General features: G+C 33.6%; 27 protein-coding genes, 1 pseudogene and 1 riboswitch. Of the genes and pseudogenes, 4 read left to right on the forward strand and 24 right to left on the reverse strand.

The window, feature by feature from the left end:
- Positions 1 to 100: 100 nt before the first annotated feature.
- The 6 genes from H033_RS0112620 to H033_RS0112640 form a co-directional block, all read right to left on the reverse strand.
- Positions 101 to 2,527 carry a DUF5916 domain-containing protein gene (locus H033_RS0112620; protein ID WP_026838630.1) on the reverse strand — a complete coding sequence of 809 codons (2,427 nt, stop codon included), beginning with the start codon at positions 2,525 to 2,527 and terminating at the stop codon, positions 101 to 103.
- Positions 2,528 to 2,850: 323 nt separating this feature from the next.
- Positions 2,851 to 3,054, reverse strand: coding sequence for a GlcG/HbpS family heme-binding protein (locus H033_RS22395; protein ID WP_316928641.1), 204 nt, complete (start codon positions 3,052 to 3,054; stop codon positions 2,851 to 2,853).
- A gap of 53 nt (positions 3,055 to 3,107) precedes the next feature.
- Positions 3,108 to 3,185 carry a hypothetical protein gene (locus H033_RS22520; RefSeq protein ID WP_410503527.1) on the reverse strand — a complete coding sequence of 26 codons (78 nt, stop codon included), beginning with the start codon at positions 3,183 to 3,185 and terminating at the stop codon, positions 3,108 to 3,110.
- Positions 3,186 to 3,329: 144 nt separating this feature from the next.
- Entirely contained in the window at positions 3,330 to 3,587 is a 258-nt protein-coding gene (locus H033_RS0112630; RefSeq protein WP_026838631.1) for a hypothetical protein, read from the reverse strand.
- A 134-nt stretch (positions 3,588 to 3,721) separates the two neighbouring features.
- Positions 3,722 to 3,922, reverse strand: coding sequence for a hypothetical protein (locus H033_RS0112635; protein ID WP_026838632.1), 201 nt, complete (start codon positions 3,920 to 3,922; stop codon positions 3,722 to 3,724).
- 199 nt (positions 3,923 to 4,121) lie between these two features.
- Positions 4,122 to 4,799: a DUF2461 domain-containing protein gene (locus tag H033_RS0112640; RefSeq protein WP_026838633.1), complete on the reverse strand. Its 678-nt coding sequence runs from the start codon at positions 4,797 to 4,799 to the stop codon at positions 4,122 to 4,124.
- A gap of 438 nt (positions 4,800 to 5,237) precedes the next feature.
- On the opposite strand from H033_RS0112640, the gene H033_RS0112645 reads away from it, so the two are divergent.
- The gene (locus tag H033_RS0112645; protein WP_026838634.1) at positions 5,238 to 5,981 is read left to right on the forward strand and encodes an SDR family oxidoreductase; all 744 of its coding nucleotides are present in this window, start codon (positions 5,238 to 5,240) and stop codon (positions 5,979 to 5,981) included.
- Between the two features lie 88 nt (positions 5,982 to 6,069).
- On the opposite strand, the gene H033_RS0112650 is transcribed toward H033_RS0112645, so the two are convergent.
- Together H033_RS0112650 and H033_RS0112655 are read right to left on the reverse strand one after the other, a co-directional pair.
- Positions 6,070 to 6,576, reverse strand: coding sequence for a peptide-methionine (S)-S-oxide reductase (locus H033_RS0112650; RefSeq protein WP_026838635.1), 507 nt, complete (start codon positions 6,574 to 6,576; stop codon positions 6,070 to 6,072).
- Positions 6,577 to 6,636: 60 nt separating this feature from the next.
- Positions 6,637 to 7,584 (reverse strand): EamA family transporter, encoded by a 948-nt coding sequence (locus H033_RS0112655; protein WP_026838636.1) that lies wholly within the window; start codon positions 7,582 to 7,584, stop codon positions 6,637 to 6,639.
- A 252-nt stretch (positions 7,585 to 7,836) separates the two neighbouring features.
- Here H033_RS0112655 and H033_RS20230 point away from each other — a divergent pair, with 252 nt between their 5' ends.
- Both H033_RS20230 and H033_RS21645 read left to right on the forward strand, forming a co-directional pair.
- Positions 7,837 to 8,049, forward strand: a complete 213-nt coding sequence (locus H033_RS20230) for a hypothetical protein (protein ID WP_034886211.1) — start codon at positions 7,837 to 7,839, stop codon at positions 8,047 to 8,049.
- A gap of 196 nt (positions 8,050 to 8,245) precedes the next feature.
- Entirely contained in the window at positions 8,246 to 9,037 is a 792-nt protein-coding gene (locus H033_RS21645) for a hypothetical protein (RefSeq protein ID WP_051227911.1), read from the forward strand.
- A gap of 145 nt (positions 9,038 to 9,182) precedes the next feature.
- On the opposite strand, the pseudogene H033_RS20240 reads toward H033_RS21645, so the two are convergent.
- From H033_RS20240 to H033_RS0112730, 13 genes and pseudogenes are all read right to left on the reverse strand, one after another.
- Positions 9,183 to 9,791, reverse strand: a pseudogene (locus H033_RS20240) (low molecular weight phosphatase family protein).
- A 48-nt stretch (positions 9,792 to 9,839) separates the two neighbouring features.
- The gene (locus H033_RS0112675; protein WP_026838637.1) at positions 9,840 to 10,313 is read right to left on the reverse strand and encodes a DUF6428 family protein; all 474 of its coding nucleotides are present in this window, start codon (positions 10,311 to 10,313) and stop codon (positions 9,840 to 9,842) included.
- Between the two features lie 37 nt (positions 10,314 to 10,350).
- A complete protein-coding gene (locus tag H033_RS0112680; RefSeq protein ID WP_026838638.1) occupies positions 10,351 to 10,683 on the reverse strand; it encodes an ArsR/SmtB family transcription factor in 333 nt (110 codons plus the stop codon).
- A 777-nt stretch (positions 10,684 to 11,460) separates the two neighbouring features.
- Entirely contained in the window at positions 11,461 to 11,997 is a 537-nt protein-coding gene (gene msrB, locus H033_RS0112685) for a peptide-methionine (R)-S-oxide reductase MsrB (RefSeq protein WP_081661851.1), read from the reverse strand.
- Positions 11,998 to 12,277: 280 nt separating this feature from the next.
- Entirely contained in the window at positions 12,278 to 12,877 is a 600-nt protein-coding gene (locus H033_RS0112690; protein WP_026838640.1) for a fasciclin domain-containing protein, read from the reverse strand.
- 299 nt (positions 12,878 to 13,176) lie between these two features.
- A complete protein-coding gene (locus tag H033_RS0112695) occupies positions 13,177 to 14,025 on the reverse strand; it encodes a DMT family transporter (RefSeq protein WP_026838641.1) in 849 nt (282 codons plus the stop codon).
- Between the two features lie 173 nt (positions 14,026 to 14,198).
- On the reverse strand, positions 14,199 to 14,654 hold the full coding sequence (locus H033_RS0112700; protein WP_026838642.1) for a J domain-containing protein: 456 nt from the start codon (positions 14,652 to 14,654) through the stop codon (positions 14,199 to 14,201).
- Positions 14,655 to 14,732: 78 nt separating this feature from the next.
- Entirely contained in the window at positions 14,733 to 15,449 is a 717-nt protein-coding gene (locus tag H033_RS0112705) for a pirin family protein (protein WP_026838643.1), read from the reverse strand.
- A 176-nt stretch (positions 15,450 to 15,625) separates the two neighbouring features.
- Positions 15,626 to 16,966: a DEAD/DEAH box helicase gene (locus H033_RS0112710; protein WP_026838644.1), complete on the reverse strand. Its 1,341-nt coding sequence runs from the start codon at positions 16,964 to 16,966 to the stop codon at positions 15,626 to 15,628.
- A 118-nt stretch (positions 16,967 to 17,084) separates the two neighbouring features.
- The gene (gene lpxD / locus H033_RS0112715; RefSeq protein ID WP_026838645.1) at positions 17,085 to 18,077 is read right to left on the reverse strand and encodes a UDP-3-O-(3-hydroxymyristoyl)glucosamine N-acyltransferase; all 993 of its coding nucleotides are present in this window, start codon (positions 18,075 to 18,077) and stop codon (positions 17,085 to 17,087) included.
- A gap of 189 nt (positions 18,078 to 18,266) precedes the next feature.
- Positions 18,267 to 18,512, reverse strand: a complete 246-nt coding sequence (locus H033_RS0112720) for a hypothetical protein (RefSeq protein ID WP_155827812.1) — start codon at positions 18,510 to 18,512, stop codon at positions 18,267 to 18,269.
- A gap of 276 nt (positions 18,513 to 18,788) precedes the next feature.
- A complete protein-coding gene (locus tag H033_RS21380; RefSeq protein ID WP_231367615.1) occupies positions 18,789 to 19,049 on the reverse strand; it encodes a pirin family protein in 261 nt (86 codons plus the stop codon).
- A gap of 232 nt (positions 19,050 to 19,281) precedes the next feature.
- Complete coding sequence (locus H033_RS0112730; protein ID WP_026838648.1) at positions 19,282 to 20,637, reverse strand: Na+/H+ antiporter NhaC family protein; 1,356 nt, start codon at positions 20,635 to 20,637, stop codon at positions 19,282 to 19,284.
- A 56-nt stretch (positions 20,638 to 20,693) separates the two neighbouring features.
- A riboswitch (SAM-I-IV-variant riboswitch) is annotated at positions 20,694 to 20,789 on the reverse strand.
- A gap of 206 nt (positions 20,790 to 20,995) precedes the next feature.
- Here H033_RS0112730 and H033_RS0112735 point away from each other — a divergent pair.
- On the forward strand, positions 20,996 to 22,786 hold the full coding sequence (locus H033_RS0112735) for a DUF885 domain-containing protein (protein WP_034886213.1): 1,791 nt from the start codon (positions 20,996 to 20,998) through the stop codon (positions 22,784 to 22,786).
- 844 nt (positions 22,787 to 23,630) lie between these two features.
- On the opposite strand, the gene H033_RS0112740 is transcribed toward H033_RS0112735, so the two are convergent.
- The 3 genes from H033_RS0112740 to H033_RS0112750 form a co-directional block, all read right to left on the reverse strand.
- Positions 23,631 to 23,936 carry a GIY-YIG nuclease family protein gene (locus H033_RS0112740; RefSeq protein WP_034886215.1) on the reverse strand — a complete coding sequence of 102 codons (306 nt, stop codon included), beginning with the start codon at positions 23,934 to 23,936 and terminating at the stop codon, positions 23,631 to 23,633.
- A 585-nt stretch (positions 23,937 to 24,521) separates the two neighbouring features.
- Complete coding sequence (locus H033_RS0112745) at positions 24,522 to 24,752, reverse strand: VF530 family DNA-binding protein (protein WP_026838651.1); 231 nt, start codon at positions 24,750 to 24,752, stop codon at positions 24,522 to 24,524.
- Between the two features lie 28 nt (positions 24,753 to 24,780).
- Positions 24,781 to 26,328: an SDR family NAD(P)-dependent oxidoreductase gene (locus H033_RS0112750; protein ID WP_026838652.1), complete on the reverse strand. Its 1,548-nt coding sequence runs from the start codon at positions 26,326 to 26,328 to the stop codon at positions 24,781 to 24,783.
- Positions 26,329 to 26,394: the final 66 nt, after the last annotated feature.

Raw genomic sequence — 26,394 nt, forward strand, 5'->3', positions numbered from 1 at the left:
CCACTTTAAACAATTTTCAAAATGATAATTCAATTTCTTATAAAAAAAACCAGCTATTGAATTTCTCTTTCCGCTCGTTTTGAGTAATATCTAAAAAGAGCTATTTTTTAAATATTCCGGCGATCTGATTATAATCTAGGAAATATTGAAGCTTTAAAGAAAACACATTGTTTATAGGTTGCTTAAACAAGGTATCTATACTTTGTGTGTAAGAATCTCGAGCTGCAGTATCAAAATTGAATAACTGATTACGGTATAGCGCAGTTACAAAACTTCCCGGTGCAAATTGCCAGGAATAGCCAAGATCGAAATTCCAGGTAGAGAAATTAATATCTGGATTATTTGGAATGTTAGTAGTGGTATAGCCTGTAGTATTAGTAACTCGTCCATTATCCTGCAAACTAAATAATTGATCATCATACTTCACAGTTCCCCAGTAATTTCTTAGAGTGAGTGATAAGGTATGATTAGGATTGAAGTTATAACTCGCATTAAAAGTTTGTTCGATCTCTTCTCTATCCCGATCTCCAAAAATTACATCATCATCTACTTGAGTTACATAACCTCTATCTCCTAGATAATGGTCTCGGGAGAAAAAATAAGAGATCATGAATTTATCATTGAAACGTATTTGAGGTCCAATTCCAAACCAATAATCAAAATAATCTCGTCCGTCTTCAAGTAAAGATTCAGCACCAATATTGGCATTAATCGATACTTTTTTATTGTTATTTGAGTTGAACCAGCCATTAAAATTCACCCCATTTTCTCTAATAAAATAGCTTCCTGCTTTTCTAGGTTCAAAATAATCATATTGCTTTCCGGGAAGTAAATTGATGTTCGCACCTATCCCATACAATTTTTTTGTAGTTCCGTTAGCGCTTAATCCCAATCCAAATCCTGTGAAGGTGTTTGGTTCTGCCAGCATTGTATAATTCACATAAAAATTAGCGAAATAGCGGTTCCAGATACCGGAAGGTTCAAAAGTTCTGTAATTAATATCTATTCCTAGATCATTATAATTGTTTCTAAACTGCAAACCAAGATCATTAGGATCAAATTTGGTATCTGCATAACTATAATCTATGCTATATCTAAGATTCCCATGCGCTTTACGTGCAGCTACAAAAGTGCTGAAACCTGTTAGAGTTCCAGATTCCAAATTGATGTTACTCATTTTTATATCTCCACGAATCTGGTAAGTATTTCTCTTATTAGTTATATCTGACGTGATCGCGGTAACATTTGCATCTCTAAAAGATCCTTCCCGGGTTACATTCGTATTGATGATCCCAATAGAGGAGTTCCCATTAAACTGCTGATCTATAACCATAATATTATAATTGGTAAAAGGCTCTACCACTTCCCTCCTTCTATCTCCACTTTCTATATTTTCAATGGTTGCTTCTGCTTTTTCTGTAAAGGAATTAAAAAAGCCTAAGCCTAGTCCATTTCCTGTTCTTCCAGAAATCTTAATTGCATTTAGCACTTTCACCGATTCTGGAAAATCCACCACCTCTTCATTTTCAGAAGTCACAGGGTCTGTGATTGGCGCGCTTCCTACTCTTCTTGAAAAGAACAAATTTCCTTTAGAAAAAAGATCTATTCCTTCAGTAAAAAATTGTCTTTGTTCAGAAAAAGTCTGCTCGAAGGGTCCAAGGTTCAAGGTGATATTATCGAATCCAGCTTGTGAAAAATCTGGAATAAGCGTAGCATCTAATGTAAAGTTTTCGGTAAGACCATATTTCACATCTAAACCGGCGTTGAAGTTAGACTCATAAACACCATCAAAATTATTTTGAACAGTTGAAACGAATGGATAAAGGGAAAGTCTTGTTGGAGGATCCAGATCGTTCAACCCATTTAATTCTCCATGGTATAAGCCAATATTCCCTTTGGAAATATCTATAGGATTCCAGGTATATTGAGTTTCATCCCTTCTAAAACTTCTATGGAATTGTATTCCCCAAGTCTCTATGTTATTATTATCGAATCTAAGACAACGATATGGAATCTTCATCTCCACGATCCAACCATCGTCCACGATCTCTACTGCACTGCTCCAAACACTATTCCAGCCAAAATCTTCACCTACACTTGGATTAGAAATAGCATCGGCTTGGGTTCCAGAAGCAAAAACAAAGAATTCTGTATCATTTTGAGCGTCATTATTAGGGTTTACTATAAATCCGAAGAAATCTGCATTTCCAAAATTATCTCGGCTAGAAAGCTGCTTGGATATCTTTGTAGGATCATCGTATAAATGTGCAGAGATGTATAAGGCTGTATTATCGAAAGCCATTTTAACCACGGTTCTATTCTCCAGATTTTCTTTTACACCCATATCTGGCCTAAATTGGATAAAGTCTACTGCTTCCTGTGCATCTGCCCAGACAGGATCATTGAGGACCCCGTCTATCTTTGGAGCTTCTTCCGCTCTTTTAATTTGAAGTTGTTTTTTAGTTTCTTGTGCGGTTGCACTAATACAAATGGAAAGCATGATGATGCTTAGAAAAGGTAATTTCATTTATTGGATGATTGATGTATCTAATAGACCCGTTTTATTGTCTTATGTTACAAAAAATGAGAGAAAATTCAATAATCGATCGAAATATGCACATTAGATGTTTACTTTGTCTTTTAGTATCGACCTGGTAATCCAGTTGGTTAAAAGGATTTTTTAATATCTAATCAATATTTTCTGCAACACTAATTCAACTCTCCTACAACTATTTAGTAGAGAATGCTTTTTGAAACTCGTATGTTTTCTATCATCAATTTAAACCCATAAAAAAAACGCAATATTGATATTGCGTTTTTTTATTTCAAAACAAATTTTTAAATTACTAGTTAAAATTTTTCTATACCGGCAGAAGCAACTTTATGATCGTTTTCTACGCTGCTACCACTAACACCAATAGCAACAATTATTTCATTTTTTGAATTTTTTATAGGAATTCCAACAGGAAAACTAATTAAGCCCCCATTAGAATGTTCGATATTAAATAGGAATTCGCTGGGTTGCGAAAGTTTTCCAATTTGATCGGTTAGCATATTGAAATATCTCGCTGTTTCTGCTTTTTTATTGATATATCGATAGACCCTAATCAGGCGTCATCCATCTTTGCGAAAGCAACCAGATTAACTCCAGCATTCACAATTGCAATATTCATTTTCAAATCCATTTGTTTTGCTTTCTCTAAAGCAGAATTTATTATTTTTTAAGCTTGTTCTAAAGTAATATTCATGTTGTTTCTTTTTTTCTAAGATATATATAAGAATTATTCTTCACCATTATTTACTGTAAAAGTCCTTATAAATATAGAGTCTTAACCAATTATGGGTTCATGGTTCATTAAAAAATGAATGATTTTTTGCCTTTCCATTTCACAAGGTTTGATACTTTCTGAAGTTCGAGTAGAATAAAAATTAAAGCTTATATAATTTTTACCACCAAGTTCTTCAGCATAAACTTTTATGCTTCTGCCTTTATTGAAATCTTTTCTGGTAATGCCATAAGTTTTTTCTTCATACATGGTTTTGGAATATCCTATTGGCAATTGTCGGATTTTTTCCTCTACTCCCATTATCACTGCATTCAATTTTTTAAATAATCCTCGAATATTTATTGCAATTTTTCCGTTTTCATATAATCACTACCAAGCAAAAACTCTGAAAAGAATCAGTTATACTTTAATTTTTTATACAGTAAATATTGAAATTAAGTTTTTTTCTCTTTCTCTTCAACCTCACTTTTTTCTTTATTGGGCTTTGATCCAGTAACCTTTTCAGGATTAAACTGCGTTTTCTTGTTCTTTTCATTATTGATCTCATGTTCCTGAGATACTGAACTTTTTGTAACTAAAAGGTAAATGACTACAGCGATAACAATTCCAATAACTATATAAATTACAAGTTCCATGAGTGTTCTTTTTCAAATGTTTGATTAACTATTAAAATTAATAGAAAGGAAATCGCCTTTAATATTAAAACAAACAGCAATTGCTTACTGAATTACAGTAAAGTATAAAAATAATATTTAACTTCAAAAAAGACTATTATTTTTGGGCTTTTAAATTTAGTATAGAAATATTCTTGCTGAGTTCTACTTTGAAAACATGTTATAAGCCATCTTCAGTAATAGCTTCAGTGAGGAAATCATTAAGAGGTTGCATAGTTTTCCAATGGTCTAGTACCAAAGTATCTAAATTTTTATGGGTAATTATTTCTGGCGGCAGCGTAATTCCATAATAAAACTGCTTATTTGCAATAAGAGGTTCAACTTTAAATGCTTCCTGAAATTCTTTCGGAATCCGCTTATTAACATCTCCCTTAATTTCACCAAATCTTTCTTTAAAATCTTCATTCTCTATCAAGGCCCGAAATGCCTTTGGATCTGCACTTATTGCGGTTCTAATTTGTTGAAGTTGTAAAGTGGAAGGATTGTAACAACCTCCCATAATTCCAATATCTTCTGGAGATAATCTAAGATAAAGCCCGGGTAAGCTTTTATCTTTCCTTCCTTTTGGCGATATAACTGCAGAGGAGAATAATTTATAGGAAGATTTATCCTTAGAGAATCTTACATCTCTATGAAGTCTGAAAATGCATTCTTTAGGAGTTATTTGATACTCAGGATCTAATTTGCTTATCTCTTCTATGACCTTGCCTATAAAAATCTCAAAAGGTTCTTTGACACTTTTTTCATAGCGTGGTTTGTTCGCATGAAACCATTCGGTATTATTGTTTCCAGCCAGATCCATGAAAAACTGCGAAAAATCTTCAGTAAAATAAGTCATAATAAAAATTAAGGTGTTTTGAATTGAAAGCTAAATGCTGAATCAGCAATAAATTCAATTATCATGAGCTGCAGTTAGTACTTTCTGTCATGCTAAAAATAATGAAATTACGGATGCTTTTAAAAGAATAGGCAATTGATAACTAAGCAAATTGGAACTTACTTTATAATTATCCCTGCTGCTGCTTGATATTTTTTTCTGCTGAAGAGGATTGATCTCATTTCACCGAATTTCAAATCTAATTACTCTTGCCAACTCAAGTTCATAACGTGATTATAAAAACTCAAGATGAATTTAAGTCGGTTTTAAGAATTAAAATTGATGTAGGTCAATCGATGAGGTTAAACTAATCCTAATCTCTAATTCTACTGCCTCAAAGCACTTTCTTTCCCCTAGATTTGCATCAGAATTTAATAGTTAAACTTAAAATTTATAGAAATGGAACATAATATAAAAGGAAAAGTTGTTGTAATTACTGGAGCAAGTAGTGGTTTAGGAGAAACAACAGCAAGACATTTAGCAAGCAAAGGAGCATCCGTAGTTTTAGGAGCTCGTAGAATAGAGAATTTAGAGAAAATCGCAAAAGAAATTCGAGAGAACGGTGGAAAGGCTGAAGTTTTAAAGACTGATGTAACCAAGGCTGCAGATGTAAAAGCTTTGGTTGACAAAGCTGTTTCTGCTTTTGGTAAAATTGATGTGTTGATTAATAATGCTGGTTTAATGGCAATTGCTCCTCTTTCTGAAACTAAAGTTGAGGAATGGGATAAAATGATTGATATTAACATTAAAGGAGTGCTTTACGGAATTGCTGCAGTATTGCCAATATTTCAAAATCAATCTTCTGGACATATAATAAACTTATCTTCTGTTGCAGGAATTAAAGTTTTTAGCCCGGGAGGTACTGTTTATAGCGGAACCAAATATGCTGTTAGAGCAATAACTGAAGGATTGAGACATGAAGTTGGAGGTGCTATTAGAACTACTTCTATAGAGCCCGGAGCTATCGAATCTGAATTAAAGCATGGAAGTTCTCATGAAGAAAGTTCTGCACACGTAAAAGAATTTTACAAACAAGCAATTCCTTCTGATTCTATTGCTCGTGCTATTGCGTATGCAATTGAGCAACCAGATGATGTAGATGTAAATGAGATTGTAATTAGACCTACTGTACAAGAGTTCTAAATTACAATTATATCAAATAAAAGAGGGTTTAGGGAACTTAGTTCTTTAAACCCTTTTGCTTTATGTATAAGATAGATCCTTATACTGTTTAATTTTTATAATCAGATTTTATATTTTCTGAAAATTGCCCCAGTAACATTTTAAGTTTTGGCGCTATAAATGTTTTACAAAATGGTTTTTGAGGATCGGTGAGGTAGTAATTATGAAGTTCCTCTCTGGAGGCTTTAAATGCTTCAAAGGAATGAACTTTTGTGATAAGCTTATTATTGAAATCTGGTTGGAGATTTTCAATAATCTTTATAGCTTTTTCTTTTTGAATTTTGGAATAAGTATAAACAGCAGATCTATATTTTCCTCTCATACTATGCATGGATATACTTCTATGAGTGTAGAGATGAATTTCTATAAGTCGCTTAAGAGGTATGACTTCTGAATTGAAATGTACAACCACAGCTTCAGAAAAACTTGAATTATCAGCATTGGACGCCACATAGCCCTGCTCTACTTCTTCAACTCCAATTAAAGATTGGAAAACAGCTTCGGTACACCAATGACACCCTCCACCTAAAGCAATTTTTTCTAAAGAACTCCGCATTTAAAGCTAATTATGTGATTTAATTTATGAAGCCCAAATGATATTACAAAAGAGCTTTTTTTATTCTATCTCCACTTTTTTTGGTCTTAATCGACCTTTAAACCTTGCTAAAAGAATTAATTTCTTTTTGGTATTGATAAAATATACTCCGGTTAAAAGAACAAGAGCAGCAATAGAAGATTGAAGTGTAATTTGTTCATTCAAGAAATACCAGCCTAAGCTCATTGCAATAATTGGATTTACATAGGTAGAAGTAGCAACTTTCTCTGGCGAAACAACTTTCAGTAAATAATTGAAAGATGTAAAGGCTACAATACTTCCGAAGAGAATTAACAGGATCATAGAGATCTGTACTTCTCCACTCCAGGTTGTAGGGAGCGACCAAGATTCTCCAAACGCAAAGCTAGCAAGCATCAGCATAATCCCTCCTGAAATCATTTGATAACCAGTATTTACAAAATAATTAGCAGGCAAATCTGCTTTACTCACAAAAATGCTTCCGTAGGCCCAGCTTACTAAACATAAAAAGATCATTCCCATTCCAATTATAGAATCGCCATCACTTATTATTTGCTTCTGACTTACCAAAAGATACATTCCTATAATTCCTAATCCAACCCCAATCAAAGACATGGTTTTTATTTTCTTACCATCCAAAACACGTAATAGTAATAAAACTATTAAGGGTTGTGCAGAGATCTCCAATGCAGCAAATCCACTGTCTACAAACCGTAGAGCCCAAACCACGATCCCATTTCCAAAAGTGAGAAACAGAAATCCGGCAATTATGGTGTTTTTCAACTGTTTCTTAGTAACAGAAAGGCTTATCCCTAAAAACTTACAAAGAACAAATATTAGAATCCCCGCAGTAATAAACCTTATAGCTGCCAGCATAAAGGGAGCTAACTCGCTTACAGCAATTTTATTTAAAAGATATGTAGAGCCCCAGATAACATAAATTGAAAAAAAAGCCAGTACAATAAGTAATTTGTTTGGAGTTTTTTCCATGAATTTTGTGTTTTAAATAAAGTGCAATATTAAGCATAAACTATACTCCAGCCTTTAAATTCATTCTAGATTTTATAGTTTTCATACAGTTCTTTTGTAGGTCTGTAGAAATCAATTTTAATTGGTCAATTTCTCATCTCATACCTTGTTGAAGTTGTTAGGCCTTAATTAACAATAGTTTATATGAACTTTATTAAAATTACAATTCCATCTCTGTAATTTTAATAAACTATTAATCAATCAAAATATATTATGGCTGAAATAAAAATTACCAAAAAGACACCAGTATGGCCTTGGATTCTTCTTTTTTTAATAGTTATTGGAGGGCTATTCTTTTTATTCTTCTATGGAGATACAGATGAAAATGAATTTACAGATGATAATGCAACAGAGTTTGAGGAAGTGACTTCTACAAATCTTCAGCATAATAGAATGATTAATTTACCAATTACTGAATACTCGTAGTAAATTATTCAGGAAATTTATTGCTAAGAGTTTTAGTTTTAAGATTCCTGAAAATATTTCTTTAGCCTACTCTTAATTCATCAGATTATATATCTGATTAAATTAAAATCGAATATGAATTGAGTGCCTTCTATGAAAAAAAGGAAAGACTCTTGATTCCTTTCATAATATCTATAACCATAAAAATTTTAAAATCATGAAAGAACAGAAGAAACATTTATACTATCTCGACGAATTATCAGATTATAAAGTAGACAGTCATTACGCAGATGTACGTGGATGGCCAGTGAAAGATCATGATAACAGAGTTATTGGAAAAGTTGATAATCTCTTAGTGAATAAGAATTTATTGAGAGTGGTTTATCTGGACGTAGAGGTCGATAAAACCATCATAGATGCGAATTATGATCCCTATAGTAATTCCCAGAATTCAGATATTCGGGAGTTTGTAAACAAGGAGGGGGAAAATCACGTTATCGTGACAATAGGAATGGTAAACATTAATGAAGATCAAAAATACGTAAATACCGAAAGTATAGACCACCAAACCTTTGCAGAAACCAAAAGATTCAAAACCGGTGATAATGTAGATCGGGAATATGAAGTAGCTGTTATGGATAGTTATAATCGGGATAGAGATAGACATGGCAATCAGCAAACTCATGAGGATTCACATACTCACGAAGAATCTCCATATAATACAGATAAAGATCATATTCAACGAGATTTAAACACTGATGCTGAGTGGAGTGAAGAACGCCGCAAGCTGGAATTGGAGCGACAAAAATTAAAGGAAGAAAGATTAAAGCTGGAAGAAGAGCGTAAAAAATTAGAAGTAGAAAGAAAAAGGAGAGATCAAAATCAGGACAGTGACTCCACCAATGATACCAAAAGAGAAAAAAAAGACTCTTCTAATAAGCACGATCCAAATGATGACGACTTTTATGACCGAGGAGAATTTGATGGTGTAAATTATAGAAACAGTTAGAAAAAATTTCGGAGATATCTATATTCATAAATTAGAGCCCGATTTAAAGACTTATACTTGAATTTTAAATTTTAATCTATCTCATATAAAGAAATGCCAGCAAATACTAGTATTTGTAGGCATTTTTATTGAGCTAAAGCTGAACTTATATTTTAGAAAAAACATACTTCAATTCAGTAGCTATCTGTAAACTTCTTTCCTTATAAACACTTTCCTGCTCCTGAGTTCCGTCTGACACTTTTGGATCTTCAAAAGCAATAGGAAATCGTTTCTCTGCTCCTGTAATCATTGGGCAGTTCCCATCGGCATGGGAACAGGTCATGATAGCTGCAAATTCTGAACTTGGATTAAAGTTCGAATCATAGGTTTTAGAGAAACCAATAATCGGATGTTTATTATCGGAGTGTTTTATGCTGTATATAGGATTAGTCCCTTCTGCAAGAACATCTATTTTAAATCCTGATCTTTGAAAGGTTTCAGCAACCATTGGAAATAATGCGGTAGCCTCTGTTCCACCCGAATAACAAACTACATTATCAACCTTAAAATGAGCAGCAATTGTCTGAGCCTAAACCTGAGAGAAATGACTTCTTCTCGAATTATGGGTACAAATAAAATTTAATCTTACCTCACTTTTTGTGTTTACCTTGGATTGTGTATAATTTACTAATGGCGCTAATACTTGTTTGCGTTCGTTAGAAATGGAGTTAACATCTAAAGAATTTATTATAGCTTCAATTTTGGGAAGTGTCATTTTCTAATTTATAAGTTGTGTCATCTTTGAATGATATCTTTATTACTACTAGCAACAACCAGATCCAGGGGCACATGAATTTGATTCTTCTTTTGTCAGAAAAGATAAATTTACCTTAGTTTTTTCTGAAGGAATTCCGCATTTATCTTTGGCAAGACAATCTGTCAATTTGTTAGTTAATAGAAAATTCTCACCTTTAAAATCCAATCCGTATTTTCCAATGGTTTCACCTTGGTACTCTACTTCTATTTCGAGAGCTTCCATCTCAAATATTTTTTCTGAAAGCTCTATAATATGTACTAATTTTTCAGGATGAAGTCTATGATTGTAATCATCTGCCTCCCAAAGCTGAAAATTAGCTACTTCTTCTTTCCTAACTATTCCGCCGCAATCTATAAAGTGTTTAGTTACTTTACCTACTTCTGTTGTATGAAAATGTCGTGGCACTAGACTGCCGTCAGGAAGTTCAAAGGCAATGCTTTCTAAATTTTTGAGTGTTTCTTTTATTTCTGACAGTTTCATAGCTCTTAATTTTAAAATTGATATTATGCTTATTTATCTATTTGCACTGGTTTTGTTTAGCAGGTTGTAATTCCAAGAATTCCTTAAATGTGCCGAGTGCCTCATTCCATTTGTCTGGATTAATGCAATAACATACACTTGTGCCCTCTACATTCCCTTTAATAAGCCCCAAGTTTTTAAGCTCTTTTAAATGTTGGGAAATTGTTGGTTGTGCTAAACCAATTTCATTAACTAGATCTCCACAAATACAAGTTTGCATCTTGAATAGATGTTGTAAAATTGCAACTCTAGCAGGATGCCCAAAAGCTTTAGCAATAAGTGCGATCTTGTTTTGTTGCTCTGTAAAGATTTCAGATTTTGTAACTCCCATCCTGCTTTATTATTATATAGCAATATTACGATTAATATATTTCAATTGATATTAATTTTTAAAAAAAAGTCTTGGGACTATCGAAGGAACTTAGTATAGAGATCCCTCCTATTGTCGGGATGAGAATAAACAATATGCGTTGTCTTTCTGAAGGAAGCAAAACGGATTGAAGAATCTCTAGGTTTAAAGATTTCTCGACTCCGCTCGAAAAGGTATTATTGCAACATAATATAAATCATTTTGAGATGGCACTATTTCTCGTAAAGCTTTTCCAATAGCTATCGGAATTGTTTTAGCTTCTACTATTAAAAGTATTTGTAAGTAGATCCTGAAAAACATCCAGATAATTATCGGGACTGTCGAAGGGTCTTAATATAGAGTTACCTCCTACTGTCGGGATGACAATAACAATATGCGTTGTCTTTCTGAAGGAAGTAAAACGGACTGAAGAATCTCTAGGTTTAAAGATTTCTCGACTCCGCTCGAAAAGGTATTATTGCAACATAATATAAATCATTTTGAGATGGCACTATTTCTCGTAAAGCTTTTCCAATAGCTATCGGAATTGTTTTAGCTTCTACTATTAAAAGTATTTATAAGTAGATCCTGAAAAACATCCAGATAATTATCGGGACTGTCGAAGGATCTTAGTATAGAGTTACCTCCCCTTGTCGGGATGACAATAAATAATATGCTTTGTCTTTCTGAAGGAAGTAAAACGGATTGAAGAATCTCTAGGTTTAAAGATTTCTCGACTCCGCTCGAAATAGCTTTAAATTACTCCTTGGGAATAAATTTAAGAGCCGCAGAATTGATACAATATCTAATATGTGTTGGTGCTGGACCATCCATAAATACGTGCCCTAAATGCAAGCCAGTAGATTTTTCTATCACTTCATTTCTTACCATTCCTAAACTATTATCTTTTACCCAAATAACTGCATCATCATTAATTGGTTCGCTAAAAGATGGCCAGCCGGTTCCCGAATCAAATTTGGTTTCAGAATCAAATAATGGCTCACCTGTGGCCGCACTCACATAAACCCCTTCTTCATGATTATTATAAAAGGCATTCTGAAAAGGTGGTTCTGTTCCTTTATTAACCAAAATTTCATATTGATTTGCTGTTAACTCCGCTTTCCATTCACTATCAGATTTTGTCTTAGGAAAATCTTTATTTATTGCAGTCTCTGCATTTACTGAAATATTATCTTTAGACATTCCTTTTTTCTGGGTATTCTGACAAGATACTTGAGATATTGCAAAAAATATTACAAAAGTGAAGAAGCTGTATTTTGAAATTATATTTTTCATAATTATTATTTTAATCCCTCATTGAGGGTTTAATTAACCAAGCCTTACCTCGAAATCTTTAAAAGAATTTTCCTCCCGAGCCATGAGGAAGTATCTCTTATGCTTGACCATAGATTCTTTTTTTTTAAAGTTCTGTTATTCTTTGTACGCAAAACCTTCTCTGTCCTTTCTTAAATTAATGCTAAATCTTTATTAATCAGTATTAAAGCTGAAAAGGAAACTACTTAGAATAAAAAAGCGACCCATAAAGAGTCGCTTTTTATTTATATAAGAAATTGAATTATGATTTAGGTAACATAACCGTATTTACTACGTGTATCACTCCATTAGACTGATTTACATCTGCAATAGTAACCATAGAAGTTCCTCCGTTAGCATCTGTAATAACTACGTTACTTCCTTTCATCATTGCAGTTAACATTCCACCGTTAACGGTAGTAAACATTGCTTTCCCATTTCCTTTTTTGATAGCATTTACAATATCCGTAGAAGAATATTTTCCAGCTAAAACATGGTAAGTAAGTACATTTTGTAATTGCTTTTTATTTTCAGGCTCTAAAAGAGTTGCTACAGTTCCCGCTGGTAATTTATCGAATGCAGCATTTGTTGGAGCAAAAACAGTAAATGGGCCATCCCCTTGTAAAGTGCTTACAAGATCTGCAGCTTTAACAGCAGCAACCAAAGTTGTATGATCTTTAGAATTCACAGCATTTTCAATGATGTTTTTTGTTGGATACATTGCTGCACCCCCAACCATAACGGTCATGTCTTTAGACATATTCATGTTATCTTTCATGGCTTTGTCTTTAGAAGATGAACATGCTCCCAATGAAAGAATTGAAACGAATAAAAATGCTTTAAAAATGTTTTTAGTTTTCATAATTGTTGATTTGTTATTATTATATGTGTCTAGATAAACGCATATAAGATCTGGGCGGTTTTAAATAGATAGCTATTTAGCCTTACTTTAACAATTATGAAGATGTGATTTTTTATAATACCCTTGGTTATTAGGCGTTTACATATTTGGATAGAAATAATACCTTTTCTTTTTTAGATAGAGACACATCCTGTTTTTTTTAGATTATAAAGGTAATAAGAATTTGGAATAAACGAAAAACCACCTTAAAATTTAATTTTAAGGTGGTTTTTAATGATATACAAGATTAATCGTAAAGTTTATTCCTTTTTATTCAATCTAGAAATTAAATAGCTACTGGTTACTATAAAACTACCTCCTAAAAGAATGTTCCAGGTGATTGCTTCATCAAGTACAAAATATCCCACTAAGATGGCGCTAACAACCTCTAAATACATCAGTGTAGTTGCAGTAGCAGCTGATAATTGTTTGAGTCCGAAAAAGAAGAGTTTAAAAACAACGATTCCTATTAGAAATCCGTAGAAAACACCAATCCCCAGATCTGGTAAAGTAGCTGAAGGGATTGCAGTTAAAAAAGGTATGAAAACAATAGCGCCCAATATATTCTGATAAAAAATCATTTGGTTCTTACTATATCTTGCATTCTCTGCCTTAAATAACACAACTGTTATCGCATATCCAATTGAAGCTCCTACAGCTGCAAGCATTCCAATAAAATCGCTTGATTGAAAACTGAATGGTTTGCCAATATAGGTGATTACAATTCCGGTAAAAGCCAGTAATAACAATAAAGTTTGTTTCCGCTCTATTTTTTGTTTGAAAGCAATAGCTTCAATAACAGTAACAAAAATGGGATAGGTATAAAAAAGCACAACGGTATTTCCTATAGACGTATAGATATAAGCAAGCAAATAGAGATACATTCTCGCGGCATTTATCAAAGAGGCGAGTAACATCTTCTTATTATTTCCTTTAAAATGCAGCTCTCCGTCTTTCCACAAAAAAGGGATCAAGATCAAGATTGGAATTCCCGTTCTAAACCAGGCGATAGTTCCGGTACTAAGGCTAGTCATAGATTTTATGAGCAATCCATTGGCTCCCGCAAGAATGGCACATATTATAATGGCATAGATCGCCTTTTTATTCATGCGTAATGATTCTTTAATTAGATGATTAATTTCAAGTTTCTACACAATGCATTATATGCTATTATTAACTTGATATAAAAAGCAAATTCCAAAAACAGCAAGTGCTTTTGGAATTAACAATATTTTTTTAAATATGAACCTCGGGGATTTAAAATCTCAATGAGCTATTAAACTTATGCTGGTTGAAGCTCTTGATCTTTCTTAGACTTTCTATAAAGGAAAGAATTAAAAATGTTTCTTTTTGCGAATCTGAATTGTCTATCAGAATTAACAAGCTTTACAAATAAAGGTTTGTTTACTCCAAAATATTCGTAAGTAGTTCCATCTGTGAAAGATATTTCCAATAAATTTCCTTTATGTTGGAAATCGGCAATTCCAGCTTCAGAGGTGGTTTTGTTGTATTCTTCAAGATTGGCTGCCTTAGTCTCTGGAGCTATACTCACTAGAAAGTGGTAACCATCAATAATTTGTTTGCTTTTAATTTCAGCTTCCGCGTGCTTTTCATCACTCTCCTGAAATTTATCTGGATGCCATTCTTTTACCAAATTTCTGTAAGAAGTCTTTAATTGCTTAAGATCGTAACCTTTTTCAACATTAAATAATTTCTTGTATTCGTTAACACGCTTCATAAATGCCTCATTTTAAATAAGGCGCGAAATTACAGCTTTTTATCTAATTATTCGAATCTATTTTTAAATCATCCAAAATCAACTTATTTGCATTGGAACTTCCATTAAAAGGAGCTTAGCATTTGAACCTGCAATCACCTCAAATTTATCTATTTTCCAGATTCCAAAACCATCTCGTTTTTCGAGTTTATGGTAATCTATGCTTATAGATCCCTCAAGGACAAATATATAAACGCCATTATTTTTATTATGAAGTTCGTACTGGCAAGAAACACCTTTTTCGAATTCTCCCATAGAAAACCAAGCCTCTTGATTTATCCATACCCCGTCATCATCTGAATTTGGAGAAAGCACCTGATAAAATTCATTTTTTTTCTGAAGATCCCTAATCGAGATCTGGTCATATCTGGGAGCAAGATCTCTCTTGTTTGGAAAGATCCATATCTGAAGAAACTTTACCTGTTCTCCTTTATTCCTGTTGTATTCTGAATGTGAGATCCCTGTACCGGCACTTAATATTTGGATATCCCCTTCCCGGATCACACTTAAATTCCCTAAGCTGTCTTTATGCTGTAAGTCACCTTCTAAAGGAATAGAAATAATTTCCATATTCTGGTGAGGATGATTACCAAATCCCATTCCTGCACTTACTATATCATCATTTAAGACACGTAACACTCCAAAATTCATTCTTTCAGGGTTATGATGATTTGCAAAACTAAAGCTATGGTGGCTATCTAACCATCCATGATTTGCATGGCCCCTTGTATCTGCTTTGTGTATTACATATTCCATAGATCTGTTTTTACAGGCTAAAAGTAAAGATTCTTAAATATTAACCTTTAAATCAAGAACCTCGGGGCAAGCCCACGAGGTATGAATTGGAAAATACTTTTAAAAATTCGAGGCAAGCCCGCCTGAATGTTTCGGGCAGGCCTCGAGGAATTAAACCCTCAATGAGGGATTAAAACTTACCTACGTTTCTTTTTAGGCGGCTCATTATTAGGCATGCTGTCATTCTTAGTATTTAAGATATAAGAAGCCAGCATTTTCTCTATTAATTCATCTTTAGTTAAGTGATGAAAAATGGTCTTTACTCTATCTTTTAATTCGAAAGAAAGATTGTGGTTAGGCTTAGTTTTAAAAATTTGCTTTGCCCATAACAGCGTATTATTATCTTCTACACTTTGGGCATCGGGTTTAGAATATTCTTTGAAAACTATTCCCAATTCATCTTGAAATTCAGCAATATCAGGAATTTCTTCATTTTGGATCACGGTTAAAGAAAGCCCCTTTGCTCCTGCCCTAGCCGTTCTACCACTTCTATGCACATAAACCTCATACACATCTGGCAAATGGTAATTCACCACATAGGAAATCTCTTTTACATCTATTCCGCGGGCAGCAAGATCTGTAGCTACAAGAATATTTATATGTCCTTCTCTAAACTGTTTCATGATGCGATCCCGAATTGGCTGGGATAAACTACCGTGTAAAGCTCCTGAAGAAAATTTGTTGATGGCTAAATTCTTAGCCAGTTTATTTACTGCAGCTTTGGTCTTACAAAATATAATTCCGCGTTCTCCTTCTTTTGAGGATAAAAAATGCATTAAAACCTCCAATTTCTCGATAGGTTCTACCACTACAAATTGATGATCTATTTCTTGATTCCCAACAGTCTCCATATTAGCACTTATCTGGATTACATGTTTAGACATATAATTTTGGATAAGTTGCTTGATGGTTCCTGGAAGCGTTGCAGAGAATAATAAGGTTCTCCTTTTCTTCGGAAGTTCTGCCACGATCTCATCTAGACCATCTTTTAATGAAGTCACCATTTCATCGGCTTCATCCAATACCAAATAGTTTACCATAGAAAGGTCTATGGCCTTGCGTTTTATAAGATCTATAAGCCTTCCCGGAGTCGCAATTACAATATGTGTGGGCTTGGATAATCTTTCGATCTGTGGTTTAATAGGAATTCCTCCACAAGTAGCAGTAATTGAAACATCTGGTAAATTGGTAGCATAACTTTCAAAGTTGCTCAGTATCTGATGACCTAGTTCCCTTGTAGGAACTAAAATTACTGCTTGAATATGAGATTCTTCAGCATTTATAAGTTGTAGTAAAGGCAACCCGAATGCCGCAGTTTTCCCCGTACCAGTTTTTGCTAAACCAACAAAGTCTTCAGTTTTTGATAGCAGAATAGGAATTGTTTTCTCTTGTATCTCAGTTGGAACAGAGATATTTAATTCTTCTAAACTTTTAGTGATCTCTGCTGATATCCCTAAACTGGAAAACTGATTTGACATAAAATATTTTTTGACAAAGGTAAGTACTCTTTTCGCTTTTAATCAGTGAAAAATCAGCCATTATTTTCAATGAAAATTGAGCTAAAGAATATTCCTTTAAAATGAAGATTTGAAATTCTTAGTTTTTAGCAAGGCTTCTTAGGGCAATCCATTGCTTAAGCATATCCTTGGAATCACACGCAGGATAACCCAAAACAGTTTTTCCTGCAGCAACATCACTCATTACACCAGAGCCTCCACCTACAGTTGCACCAGAATGTACGGTAATATGATCTTTTATAGAAGCGCTACCTCCAATTATCACCCCATCTCCTAAGGTAACAGAACCAGCAAGACCACTTCCTCCAGCCATGATACATGAACGTCCCATTACTGAGTTATGTCCAATTTGAACCAAATTATCGATCTTACATCCATCACCAATGACAGTAGAACTGAATTTTCCACGATCCACACAGGAATTTGCACCAATTTCTACTTGATTTCCAATAACCACATTCCCGATTTGTGGAATTTTAACCAATCCGCGGCCATCGTCACTTGGTCTATAACCAAAACCATCAGATCCTATGCTGACATTGCTATGAAAAATACAATGACTTCCAATTTCAGTTCGTTCCCTGATCACAGTTCCAGACCAGATAGTAGTATTGTTTCCGATATTTGTTTCATCTAGAATAGTAACATTAGGATATAGGAAAACATTATCTCCCAAGACAACATCTTTACCAACATAAGATCCTGCTCCAATAATACAATTAGCTCCTATCTTGGCAGTTTCGTGAATAGTTGCAGTGGCATGGATTTCAGATTCTAGTTGAGGCAGCCCAGGATTAAAGGCTTCCAATATTTTAACCATTGCCAGATCTGCATTTTTAACGCGAATTAAAGCTTGTCCTTCTTCTGGTTCAAGATTTATATTATTGTTAATTATAGCTGCCATTGCTTTGGATGCGTTCCAAAGCTTAATATATTTTTTTTTTCCAATAAAAGAAATGTGACTACTTTGAGCTCTTTCTAATTGTTCTGATCCAGTAATATGCAAACTTGTATCTCCAATTAATTCTCCATTAACTAATTCGCTTAATTCTTTAATATTGATAGTTTTCATTTTAGGGTGATTTTTAGGGTAATATATAACAAGTAGTTATTTTTTAATTGTAACCTGTATATTAGAAAGGGCAAGATAGGGGCTATTAATTTATATTTAGCTGTTACTCAGAGAAATACTTATTATAATGGCTAATATTGTTTGTAATCTTCTGATGATCACGTTATAAATCCATACAGACTTAGAAATCTACTCTGTATCTTGTAAAATAGAATTGGAGCTATGAGCCTTTTGTAATTCTTCATAATAGTGATCTATAGAAGATTTAGATATAGCTTCAATAAGCATGATCCCAATTAATAATATACTAATTGCTAAGTAAATCCCTGAAATGTATGGGATCTTAAATGAGATAATAATAACTCCAATTGCCAAAATGATGATAATGGTAAATATGATTTGAAACGACGAAAAATCATCAAGTACTTTCTCCATCCTTTTTGTTTCATTATTTAAGAATATTGCCTTATCCTTTTTATAATCACTTTCAACCGAAATAAAAAGTTTGTCATTGAAATTTCGATAAAAAAATCCGCCCAGCATGATTAACAATCCAGTAGTTAAACTTCCAATAAATAAGCCTCTATACAAAGCGTCTTCTGGACTATATATATTAGAAACTGCAGAAATAACAAGTAGAAATATTTTTTTTATGTAAAAGACAAAAAGCAGTCTAAAAAGACTGCTTATATAATTTCATATTTAATTTTCTTATACAAGTGGAAACATTTCTAAATACTGAATCCCATTCCCCTCAGTCATCCATTTCACATCTCCGGCATCAAATCTGCCTGCAGCTCCTGCAGTTCCTGAAGAATCTGTATGATCTACATAGCCTTCGTTGTTGATGGATATAGTTTCAAATTTGCGATGTGGATGAAATGGAAACCCAAGCATAGTGCTAGCATGATACATTCTCCAACCATCTTTAATAGTAAAATATTGACCTATTTTTCTTCCATCTAAAGGCACTGCAGGCCCTATGTGTTCATTTCCCTCAGGTTATTCATCTCTGTGATGAGCGCAATATAAAAATGGATCACTGGTTTCCCAAGGAAGGCCTTAATGGTTTTATACTTTTGACCTTTGTGTTTTAGATATAAATAACGTGTGAATTCTAAAAACAGTAACGATTTAAAGTTATAGTTTTAATGGTCGTAAAATATTCTAAAACTCTACGGTTTCATTTTTATAAAATCGCAAATTAATTAGCTAAACCCTTTTCCAAAATCAACTCTTTTTCAGTTGGAATCTTAGGAGGAGTATTCCTGGATGTTAACTGAATATAAAGGAGAGTACCTATTAATAATAACCAAAGATACCATGAGTTACTTACAAGATCTAAGTAATCTATTTTTCCATCAGCCAAACTTAAAATTATAAGACATTGAGCTCCATAAGGTAATAAACCTTGCACTACACAGGCAAAAATATCTAGGACTGAGGCTACTTTTTTTGGATTCAGTTTAAACCGATCATTTAGTCGTTTTGCAATGGGACCAATTATAATAATTGAAACTGTATTATTAGCGATAGCCATGTTTGTAACACCTACCAAACCAGAGATCCCAAAATATGCAGTTTTAGAATTCATTTTAGTTGTGATAAAATTTATTAGAAATGTGATTCCTCCTGCTTTGGTTACCAATGCTGCTAAACCACCGGTTAATAAAGAAAGCAGAAAAATCTCTGTCATACTTGTAAATCCTTCATAGGATAATCTTGCGAATTCGAGCAATCCAAAATCTCCGTAATAGATCCCTAAAAATCCTGCAGCCAGAATTCCTATAAATAGCACTACAAAAACGTTTATTCCAACAACGGCAAGTGTTAGCACTAATAGATAAGGCACTATTTTAATAATTTCTATTGAATTAGATGAGTCTAATTTAATACTATCATCTAGTGCAAAACCTTGATAAAGTAAAATTCCAATGGTAACAACTGCTACCGGTCCCGCAATAATTATGTTCTGCCTAAATTTATCTTTCATATTTACTTGCAAAGATTGGGTAGCAGCGATAGTGGTATCTGATATAATAGACAAGTTATCCCCAAACATTGCACCTCCCAAAAGCGAGGCACTCAATATTGCTAAAGACACCTCCGTAGTATCTGCAAAACCTATTACAACTGCTCCTAATGCTACAATTGCTCCAACAGAAGTACCGGTTGCTATAGAGAGAAATGCTGCAATTATAAATACCCCTGCGTACAACCACTGAATTGAAATATATTGTAAGCCAAGTTCTACAATAGCATCTACGCTTCCAGTTGCTTTACAAACCACTGTAAAGGCACCTGCTAACAAATAAATAAGACACATGGTTAATATTTTGTCATCTCCACAGCCTTTTAAGAGAGTAGCTATTTTGATATTAATCGAGTCTTTGAACATGACTAGTGCTAACACTATTCCTAGTATTACTGCAATTGGAGAAGGCAATGCATAAAAATCGTCTAAATAGATACCAGCACCTAAAAAAGTTAAAACAAATAAAAATAAGGGTAGTAATGCATAAAAATTTCCCTTCTTTTCAGTCTCAATAGAATTATTCATAAATCAAAATTTTTATGAATCTCAATAAAGGAAATTAAAGCAATAAAAAGGAAGTAGTGATTAACATTTGTTCCAAAGAAATGGCTTATCATTTTAGCACCTTGCTTGTTAATGCAGGTTGCTATCTCTTTTTGAGATTCTCGATAATTAGCTGCAAATATAAAATTTATAGCTCTACTTAAAAGAGAAAATGTGATTTAATTATAGGCATCATTCTTAAAATATATAAAACCCTTAAAATCAAAGTCTTGTAAATTTTTTAAAAGTAGAAATATTAGCTTCAATAAAAATTATTGGTCTGATTATAATTCAATTAGAATTCCACTACATTTATAGCATTAATTTTAAATTTATTTCAATGATTAAAAAAATAGTTACTATAGGATTAATAAGTCTTTTGATTATTAGCTGTAAAGACGAACCAAAACAAGAAAATTCTTCTGAAAATAAAATTGGAGTAGAATTTAATGAGTTGCTAGGAAACTATTATGAAGACGGTCTTAAACTGAATCCATTAAGTGCAACAGCGGCAGGAGATAATAGGTATAACGATCAATTTCCTAATACCCTTTCTGAAGCATACAGAGATTCATTGAAAAACTATTATACTTCTTATCAAGAAAAGATTGCAAAGTTTGACAATTCAGATCTTTCTGAAACCGAGCAGATGAGCAAGGCGATATTAAAATGGGAAACTGATATAAATTTGGAAACCTTAAAATTTCGTAATTCTGAATTCTTTCCTATAGACCAAATGTGGTCTGTTAACTTAAATATGGGACAATTGGCAAGTGGAATGAGTTCGCAGCCATTTAAAACTGTAGAAGATTATAAAAATTGGGAAAAGCGTGTAGATGGCTATCTAATTTGGATGAATTCCGTTGAAGAAAAGTTGAGGGAAGGAATGAAGGAAGCTTATGTATTACCAAAATCCTTGATCGTTAAAGTGATTCCTCAATTAGAAGCTATGACCGAAAAAGATCTAAATAAGCATCTTTTCTACACTCCAATCACTAATTTTCCTGAAGGTTTTTCTGAAGAAGAAAAAACCAAATTAAAGGAGTCTTATACTTCTATGATCAATAATAGAGTGATTCCTGCTTATCAAAAATTGCATGATTTTGTTAAGAATGAATACTTACCGGATGGTAGAACCACCAGCGGAATTGCAGCTATCCCAAATGGAGAAGCTTATTATAAGCATCAAATAAAGCTATATACCACTACAGATATGACGGCGGCAGAGATCCATCAATTAGGATTGGATGAAGTGGCGCGTATCTCTTCAGAAATGGAAAAAGTAAAAGAGCAAATCGGATTCAAGGGAGATCTAAAGTCATTCTTTAATTATGTTAGAGAGAATAAGGAGTTAATGCCTTATAGTAAACCTGAAGATATTATCGCAAATTTTAATGCGATCCATGAAAAGATGAAACCTCAGTTGGATAAATTATTTGATGTTACTCCAAAAACTCAATTTGAAGTTAGAAGAACTGAAGCTTTCAGAGAAAATTCTGCAAGCGCCGAATATAACCAAGGTTCTTTAGACGGAACAAGACCGGGAATTTTTTATGTACCAATTCCAGATGCACCGACTTACAATATATATTCGGATGAATCATTATTCTTGCATGAAGCAATTCCGGGACATCATTACCAAATCTCTTTAACTCAAGAAAGCACTTTGCTGCCAGATTTCAGAAAGACATTATGGTATAGCGGATATGGTGAAGGTTGGGCTTTGTACTCAGAATCCTTAGGAAAAGAATTGGGACTCTATACAGATCCTTACCAATACTTCGGAATGTTAGGTGCAGAAATGCATCGAGCAGTAAGATTGGTTGTAGATACAGGCTTACATTCTAAAGGATGGACGAGAGAACAAGCAATTCAATATTCTATGAAAAACGAAGCAGAGTCTGAAGCAGGAATAACTTCTGAAATTGAAAGGTACATGGCCAATCCTGGTCAGGCACTTTCTTATAAGATCGGACAACTTAAGATCATAGAATTAAGAGAAAGGGCGAAAAAGGAATTAGGTGATAAATTTGATATAAGACAGTATCACAATCAGGTTCTAGAAACTGTATGTGTGCCTTTAGAATTGTTAGAGAATAAAATAGATAGTTGGATCGCAGAAAGTAAATAGCGGCACTAATTAAAACAGAAATGCACGAATATTCTATATGATATTCGTGCATTTTTTATTTGTCATTCCGACGAAGGAGGGATTTCTTATTACCATATTTCTAGTACATTGAGATTCTTCACTATGTTCAGAATGAGACAGAATAAAAAGTTGTCATTCCGACGGTAGGAGGAAGCTCTTATAAAATTTAATTCTGCTACTTTGAGATTCTTCAATCCGCTACGCTCCTTTCAGAATGACAATTACAAGGCTTTTGTCATTCCGACGTTAGGAGGAAACTTTTATAAAATTTAATTCTGCTACTTTGAGATTCTTCAATTCGCTGCGCTTCGTTCAGAATGACATAGAACAAAAGTTGTCATTCCGACGTTAGGAGGAAACTCTTATGAAATTTAATTCTGCTACTTTGAGATTCTTCAATTCGCTGCGCTTCCTTTCAGAATGACAATTACAAGGCTTTTGTCATTCCGACGTTAGGAGGAATCTCTTACAGAAACATCATCCTACTTTGAGATTCTTCAATTCGCTATGCTCATTTCAGGATGACAACTATTAAGCTTCGTCATTCCTACAAAAGGAGGAATCTCTTACAGAAACATCATGCTACTTTGAGATTCTTCAATTCGCTATGCTCATTTCAGGATGACAACTATTAAGCTTCGTCATTCCTACAAAAGGAGGAATCTCTTACAGAAACATCATCCTACTTTGAGATTCTTCAATTCGCTATGCTTCTTTCAGAATGACAACTATTGAGCTTTGTCATTCCGACGTTAGGAGGAATCTCTTATAACATTACTTCAGTTTCTTAAATATTCTTCGCAATGATCAGAATGACATTTCGTTATATTCTATCATTTAAAAACTCCCAATTGGGATTGGTTGAATTTATTAGAATCTCCTTCTTTTCTCTACTCCATCCTTTCAGCTCTTTCTCTCTTCCAATAGCTATATTGATGTCCTGAAAATGTTCATAATATATTAAGTAGAAGCACTTATATTTCGTAGTGAAATTATTTTTTGGCTCATTCGGGTTTCTATGGTACTCTAACCTTATTCTCAGATTATTGGTAACTCCTATATATAAAACTGTTTTGTTTTTATTAGTGAGAATATAAGTGTAGTAGTTATGTGTGCCTAAAGTTTTCATCAGATTAAGATAAAAATAATTTTGATGAAATATTGAAGTTGAGATTCTTCAATTCGCTATGCTACTTTCAGAATGACAACTATTAAGCTTCATCATTCCTACAAAAGGAGGAATCTCTTATAATGTTACATCTGCTTCTTTGAGATTCTTCAATTCGCTATGTTCCTTTCAGAATGACAACTATTAAGCTTTGTCATTCCGACGTTAGGAGGAATATCTTACAGAAACATTATGCTTCTTTGAGATTCTTCAATTCGCTATGCTCCTTTCAGAATGACAACTATTAAGCTTCGTCATTCCGACGAAGGAGGAATCTCTTACAGAAACATCATGCTACTTTGGGATTCTTCAATTCGCTATGCTCCTTTCAGAATGACAACTATTAAGCTTTGTCGTTCCGACAAAATTAGGAATCTCTTACAGAAACATTATGCTTCTTTGAGATTCTTCAATTCGCTATGCTCCTTTCAGAATGACAGCTATTAAGCTTTGTCATTCCGACGAAGGAGGAATCTCTTAAAGAAACATCATGCTACTTTGAAATTCTTCAGTCCGCTATACTCCTTTTGAAATGACAATCAAAAATTATAAATCTTGCATATAAATTTTCTCCACCTTATCTCTTGCCCAAGGTGTTTTTCTTAAAAATTTCAAGCTTGATTTCACAGAAGGATCGTGAGTGAAACACCTAATAGGTAACATCTCCCCCATTTTCTCCCATCCATGCTTTTCTACCAAACGCTCGATAATATCAACCAATTTTACTCCGTGTAATTGATTGTTATGCTGTTTTTGAGGTATTTTATTATTATCCATAGGTTATCTAATTTAATTTTTTTATTTCTTACCAGTCAATTGGTCTATAATCTTTAAGGAATTTTCCACACCAATGCTTACCCGTGTTTATTCCATCGAATAATGGATCCATTACTCTGGCTGCACCATCCACAATATCCAAAGGTGGTTGAAAATCATGAACTTCCACTTTTTTCTTAGACAATTCTGCAGGATCTTCATCTGTTACCCAACCGGTATCTACAGCATTCATGAAAATCCCATCTTTAGCAAAAGTTGCTGCAGAAGTATGCGTCATCATATTCAATGCAGCCTTCGCCATATTGGTATGTGGATGTCTATCTTCTTTTTTGAATCTATGGAACTTTCCTTCCATAGCAGAAACGTTAATAATATGCTTCTTACCAGTTTTCTCCTTTTTCATTAGATCTGAAAGACGATTACATAAAACAAATGGAGCAACCGAATTTACTAACTGAACCTCGATCATTTCTGTGGTTTCTATCTCCCCTAATCTTAATCTCCAACTATTGGTCTTTCTAAGATCCACCTGTTGAAGATCTGCATCTAATTTTCCTTCTGGAAAAACTTCTTTGGTGGAAAGTGAATTATCAAAACTGTAAGGGATCTGTGATAGTTTGGCAGAAGCTCTTAATCCAATTCCTGGTTCCGGTCCATGCCAGGTTACCGGCAAAACATTATTTTGATTATTAGAAGACCCTTCTGTTAATGATTTTAATTCTTGCAAAGAATTATAGTGATCTGTTAATAGATCTTTCGCAAACTGAGGTAATGAGTCATATGGTAGTTCTTCTTTTTCCATTAAATGCGCAAAAAATCCTGAGGGTCTACGTACGGTTTGAGCAGCATTATTTATTAGAATATCTAATCTCTCATAGCGTTGCTCTATAAAATTACAGAAGATCTCTACACTAGGAATATGTCTAAGGTCCAATCCATGGATCTTTAAGCGATCTCCCCATTCTTGAAAATCATATTCTTTAGAAAATCGCAAGGCTGAATCTACAGGGAATCTGGTAGTTGCAACTACTGTTGCCCCTGCTTTTAATAGCATAAGTGTTATATGGTACCCAATTTTTAATCTAGATCCTGTTACTACTGCAACTTGACCCGTTAGATCGGCAGTTTGATAACGCTTGGCATAATTAAAGTCACCACATTGTGTACACATAGTATCATAAAAATGATGCAACTTAGTATACAAAGTCTTGCACACATAACAGTTACGAGGAGATTCTAATTCTGGGCGTTCATCTGCGGGAACTTCAACAAGACTGGGAGCAATAAAAATTGTGGCTTCTCTGGCGCTTCTAATCCCGGTTTCTTTTCGGGCATGTTTATCCCGTTCGATCATCTTCCTTTTTGCAGCCTTTTTAGAATCTTTCTTTCTCTTAATAAAATCATCTCTACTTGGGCGTGTTAATGCTCCGGCAGCCTTCATTAAGGCGATTCGTTTTTCTTCAGAAAGATCGAAAATCTGATTAGAATCTTCAACTAATGACTCTAACATAGAGATGCACAGATTAATTTCTGCTTTACTTAAATTTCCTTTTATCTCATCTTTCTCAGAACCCATTATATCAAATTTTCAGTCTGCAAATATAATTTTATTATCTACCATAAAGTATAGGCAGGATTGAAA

It is taken from the genome of Gillisia sp. JM1, assembly GCF_000424645.1.
Taxonomy (GTDB): Bacteria; Bacteroidota; Bacteroidia; order Flavobacteriales; family Flavobacteriaceae; genus Gillisia.

What these genes read in the sequence shown, in the direction of transcription:
- H033_RS0112620 (WP_026838630.1), bottom strand. Translation starts at nt 2,527, where the DNA reads ATGAAATTACCTTTTCTAAGCATCATCATGCTTTCCATTTGTATTAGT.
- H033_RS22395 (WP_316928641.1), bottom strand. Translation starts at nt 3,054, where the DNA reads ATGCTAACCGATCAAATTGGAAAACTTTCGCAACCCAGCGAATTCCTA.
- H033_RS22520 (WP_410503527.1), bottom strand. Translation starts at nt 3,185, where the DNA reads ATGGATTTGAAAATGAATATTGCAATTGTGAATGCTGGAGTTAATCTG.
- H033_RS0112630 (WP_026838631.1), bottom strand. Translation starts at nt 3,587, where the DNA reads ATGGGAGTAGAGGAAAAAATCCGACAATTGCCAATAGGATATTCCAAA.
- H033_RS0112635 (WP_026838632.1), bottom strand. Translation starts at nt 3,922, where the DNA reads ATGGAACTTGTAATTTATATAGTTATTGGAATTGTTATCGCTGTAGTC.
- H033_RS0112640 (WP_026838633.1), bottom strand. Translation starts at nt 4,799, where the DNA reads ATGACTTATTTTACTGAAGATTTTTCGCAGTTTTTCATGGATCTGGCT.
- H033_RS0112645 (WP_026838634.1), top strand. Translation starts at nt 5,238, where the DNA reads ATGGAACATAATATAAAAGGAAAAGTTGTTGTAATTACTGGAGCAAGT.
- H033_RS0112650 (WP_026838635.1), bottom strand. Translation starts at nt 6,576, where the DNA reads ATGCGGAGTTCTTTAGAAAAAATTGCTTTAGGTGGAGGGTGTCATTGG.
- H033_RS0112655 (WP_026838636.1), bottom strand. Translation starts at nt 7,584, where the DNA reads ATGGAAAAAACTCCAAACAAATTACTTATTGTACTGGCTTTTTTTTCA.
- H033_RS20230 (WP_034886211.1), top strand. Translation starts at nt 7,837, where the DNA reads ATGGCTGAAATAAAAATTACCAAAAAGACACCAGTATGGCCTTGGATT.
- H033_RS21645 (WP_051227911.1), top strand. Translation starts at nt 8,246, where the DNA reads ATGAAAGAACAGAAGAAACATTTATACTATCTCGACGAATTATCAGAT.
- H033_RS0112675 (WP_026838637.1), bottom strand. Translation starts at nt 10,313, where the DNA reads ATGAAACTGTCAGAAATAAAAGAAACACTCAAAAATTTAGAAAGCATT.
- H033_RS0112680 (WP_026838638.1), bottom strand. Translation starts at nt 10,683, where the DNA reads ATGGGAGTTACAAAATCTGAAATCTTTACAGAGCAACAAAACAAGATC.
- msrB (WP_081661851.1), bottom strand. Translation starts at nt 11,997, where the DNA reads ATGAAAAATATAATTTCAAAATACAGCTTCTTCACTTTTGTAATATTT.
- H033_RS0112690 (WP_026838640.1), bottom strand. Translation starts at nt 12,877, where the DNA reads ATGAAAACTAAAAACATTTTTAAAGCATTTTTATTCGTTTCAATTCTT.
- H033_RS0112695 (WP_026838641.1), bottom strand. Translation starts at nt 14,025, where the DNA reads ATGAATAAAAAGGCGATCTATGCCATTATAATATGTGCCATTCTTGCG.
- H033_RS0112700 (WP_026838642.1), bottom strand. Translation starts at nt 14,654, where the DNA reads ATGAAGCGTGTTAACGAATACAAGAAATTATTTAATGTTGAAAAAGGT.
- H033_RS0112705 (WP_026838643.1), bottom strand. Translation starts at nt 15,449, where the DNA reads ATGGAATATGTAATACACAAAGCAGATACAAGGGGCCATGCAAATCAT.
- H033_RS0112710 (WP_026838644.1), bottom strand. Translation starts at nt 16,966, where the DNA reads ATGTCAAATCAGTTTTCCAGTTTAGGGATATCAGCAGAGATCACTAAA.
- lpxD (WP_026838645.1), bottom strand. Translation starts at nt 18,077, where the DNA reads ATGAAAACTATCAATATTAAAGAATTAAGCGAATTAGTTAATGGAGAA.
- H033_RS0112720 (WP_155827812.1), bottom strand. Translation starts at nt 18,512, where the DNA reads ATGGAGAAAGTACTTGATGATTTTTCGTCGTTTCAAATCATATTTACC.
- H033_RS0112730 (WP_026838648.1), bottom strand. Translation starts at nt 20,637, where the DNA reads ATGAATAATTCTATTGAGACTGAAAAGAAGGGAAATTTTTATGCATTA.
- H033_RS0112735 (WP_034886213.1), top strand. Translation starts at nt 20,996, where the DNA reads ATGATTAAAAAAATAGTTACTATAGGATTAATAAGTCTTTTGATTATT.
- H033_RS0112740 (WP_034886215.1), bottom strand. Translation starts at nt 23,936, where the DNA reads ATGAAAACTTTAGGCACACATAACTACTACACTTATATTCTCACTAAT.
- H033_RS0112745 (WP_026838651.1), bottom strand. Translation starts at nt 24,752, where the DNA reads ATGGATAATAATAAAATACCTCAAAAACAGCATAACAATCAATTACAC.
- H033_RS0112750 (WP_026838652.1), bottom strand. Translation starts at nt 26,328, where the DNA reads ATGGGTTCTGAGAAAGATGAGATAAAAGGAAATTTAAGTAAAGCAGAA.